Raw genomic sequence first — 3,448 nt, forward strand, 5'->3', positions numbered from 1 at the left:
GGATGATTGCAGGCTGGTTGCATTTAATCCTGGCTCAGTTGCATTTAATCCTGGTTCAAATGAAATTATAGTTGCAAATAATCCTGGCTGAAAACAACGATGATTGCAGGTTGGGGGATTTATAATTGCAGGTCGCTACAATTATCTGGTGAATCAGGGTTACAACACTAGGGAAATCCAAGACTTTCTCGGACACCGCGATATCAAGCACACGGAGAAATATACCAAGCTGAATGCTCGACGCTTCCTAAATTTTGATTGGGGTGATTTGTAAAAATTCTGGTCACAGCTAGCTGCGCCAGATTCAATTTAGGTTTTGCAGTCTTTGAGGTTAATTATAGCTAAAATCCTATAGCGTTCTACAACCCCAACAGGTGAGAACCAGCCGCAGCACCTAACCAAGTTGCGATTTTAACAATAATTGGCTTGGCTGTTGTCCAGATTTTCTGACCAGCTTCCACGCTCTTACTCGTTTTATCAAGTGTTTCTGCCACACTTGTTAAACGCTCTAATGCTCGTTTCTTGTTTGGCTCTTCTTTATCTGTGGCATTTTTAGCAGCATTCAAATCTTCAGTTAGTTCTTTTTTAGTATCTGCTGGTAATTCAGCACCATGAATCAGTGTTTCTAATTGTGCCAACAACTTTACAACATTCTCTTTAGTCAATGGTGTTCTGGTATCTACACCCACTTGATTTTGTTGTGTAACTTGATTGTTATCACCAAGGACAGCCTGATTATTATCCCCCTGAACTGCTCTGTTGTTGTCACCTTGAACATTGTTGACGTTGCCGCCTACTGAACCGCCTACTGAAAAGCCACCAGGATTGTTAGCCATAGTATCTACCTGTTTTATGTTTGAATAATAACTAGGGCGTTGTAGCGCCTGATTAACAAAATTTTCTAAACTATGAATTCTGCTATCTTTTTCTGCTAACAGTAATTTAATTTCTCGCTCTGGCAAGCTTTTTATCTCGTTGTAAGTGTCAAAATATTCTGCACTTAGTTCAGATTTGTCAGCCGTAGCTGCGGTTTTCGCCCGAAGTAAAAACTTATCCTGACCCCGCTTTTCTATTGCCACAATTTCTAATTCAGCATCAGGGTGATTTTCTGCTAATTGCTTAAAGGAAATTGCAATCGCACGAGGATCAATATCTCGATTATGGTAAAGGTCGAGTGTATCAAAAATTGGCTTGATGAAGTCTGCAAAGTCTCCGTCTTCAAAAACTTCTTTGTTGTTATCGGGTTTACGACACGGATCGAGATCATCTTCCGTAGGTAAACGCATATAAATATACTTACACCTTACTCCATTAAGTTTGGTATGGCTTGTAATACCCCAGTCTTGTATGATAGCTCCAGTAAGAGTAGCACCTGTTAAATCTGTTCCATCTAATTGAGTTTGTACAAGTTTTGCTTTAGATAAATCAGTATCCTGCAAATTTGCTCCGCTCAAATCGGTTCCCATAAAGCTAATGTCTGCAAGGTTTGCTCCAGACAAATTAATACCTCTTAAGTCCTGTCGATTGTTAAAGTTTTTATTTTGTCCAAAACCTGTCATAACTAACTGTTGTAAATCTTGACTTTCTAAATAAGTTTTATCCATACAAGCATAGTTAAGGTTTCTAGATTGAAAAAAACAGGTTCGCTTAAGAATAGCTGCTCTAAAATTTGTGTTTTTAAGTTGTGCTTGAGTAAAATCACTATCAGTTAAGTCAGCTTCTTGAAAGCTTGTTCCTCTTTTTGCAGCATAAGCTATTACCATTGCCAAAATAAAAATATACTTACTATTTCCAAATATAGCTTCTTTACCTATATGATTGCTTAATAAAATTGAAGTTAGAATAATCCCTACAAATAGAACAGATAATAAAATAGAAAAATAATCAACAGCTAGATTATTATTAAATAATTGAAATAAAATAATATAACCACTAAAGCCAGCTATGGCTAATGCTGCTATCTCAATCAAAAATCTAGTTCTAGAGCCAGCTATGACGCTTATTCCTGCTACAGCTATAGGTTGTAAAAAAGTTACTCCTAAAGCTAAAACTACACTTAGGAGTGCAAGAAAAGCCATATATATAGTTGCCATTCCAACTCCTACTAAAAGCCCTACCGAAAATGCAAATAAAACGCTAACTAAAAATCCAATTGGATTCTCTAAAAAATTCAACTTCAAAACACCTAATACTCCCAATGAACCACCAATTAAACCACCAATTAAATCTATAACTATAAAAATAGTTATCATAGTTTTCAAACCGGCAATTAAACCTTTCCATAAAGTAGTAGTATAAAATACCGCTAATAACACGAGTTGTACGAGGGATATCCAAGGAAAAATGACACGAGTCATTGCTATCATATTTTTTAGTTCTTCGCCTTGCATCCTTCCATATGGATCCATCATAGATTTTAAAGAATCCTCAGGAAAAAGACGAATAGTTGAATACATTAGCGTTCCAATAGCGGTTGATACAGAGATACCCGCAGATACGGCTGTAGTAAAAATTAAAATTGCTATAAAAATAATTATCCATCGTCTCTGTAAACCAGCTTTAATATGACTAAAGTTCGTCTTTATCAAAATAGTTTTAGTAAAATCTGCACCACGAATATCTGCATAACTAAAGTTAGCATTTGTCAGGTCTTGACCTTTAAACGAGCGACCGCAGAGATTTTGACCAGAGAAATCTAAATCTAAGGACATAGCATGACGAAGAGAATGCGGGAATATATACTTTAATACATCTTGATTATGCAAGATTCCTGATTTTAGGATAATATTGCGCTACAAATCGTCATTAACAGCATTTAATAGCATTTTCCAAAGTTCGCCAAACCTCGCCAATAGCATAAAGAATATATCGCTATTTGAAACAGTGGCGATATTTGACGTGTTTGCACGGGAGGGCAGTACTAAAAGCGATCGCTGTTTGGCGGGAAATGATAGTTTAACGACATCTCCCCAAAGCCTGAACACATAAGGACTTGAGGTATTTAGCAGTAGCTTATGGGGTGCGATTATGTAGACTGCGACCGCTTTTGCTTATAGTTGCGATCGCTTGCTTCTTACTACTGTTGACAGTTAATGGTGGGGAAAATCGGAAAATCTTGCTAGTCTTTTCCAAAAATCCGTAAGTTGTACAACATTGTAGCGGAAGCCTCCCATCTTCGACCTCGCGGGCCTCCACTGGTTTTAGTCCAATCGTTTACAAGTTAAATTAGAGGAATAACCCGTAAGTAAGTTTTCCGAGCCAAAAATTTTAATACAGCACACTGTTTAACCCACGATTTTTTACCAAGTGCAGTAGCTTAAGAGATGCTCCACTAGGCCGCTTTTGTCCTATTTCCCATTTTTGAACTGTTGAAGTACTTATATTCAAAATACGTGCAAAAACAGCTTGACTAACTTGAGATGATTCCCGTATTTCTTTAATTTGTAAT

3 protein-coding genes are annotated in these 3,448 nt (G+C 37.0%); 1 reads left to right on the plus strand and 2 read right to left on the minus strand.

The genetic code is table 11. From position 1 onward, the window contains the following. The first annotated feature begins 148 nt into the window (after positions 1-148). On the plus strand, positions 149-274 hold the full coding sequence (locus tag ACEW80_RS34340; RefSeq protein WP_306297113.1) for a tyrosine-type recombinase/integrase: 126 nt from the start codon (positions 149-151) through the stop codon (positions 272-274). An 85-nt stretch (positions 275-359) separates the two neighbouring features. Here ACEW80_RS34340 and ACEW80_RS34345 read toward each other — a convergent pair whose 3' ends face one another. Then, positions 360-2,765, minus strand: a complete 2,406-nt coding sequence (locus ACEW80_RS34345; RefSeq protein ID WP_373530900.1) for a pentapeptide repeat-containing protein — start codon at positions 2,763-2,765, stop codon at positions 360-362. Between the two features lie 502 nt (positions 2,766-3,267). Next, positions 3,268-3,448 (minus strand): helix-turn-helix domain-containing protein (locus tag ACEW80_RS34350; RefSeq protein ID WP_373530901.1); only part of this gene is annotated, 181 nt, incomplete at its 5' end.

This window comes from Nostoc sp., assembly GCF_041747015.1.
In the GTDB taxonomy this organism is placed as follows: Bacteria; Cyanobacteriota; Cyanobacteriia; order Cyanobacteriales; family Nostocaceae; genus Nostoc.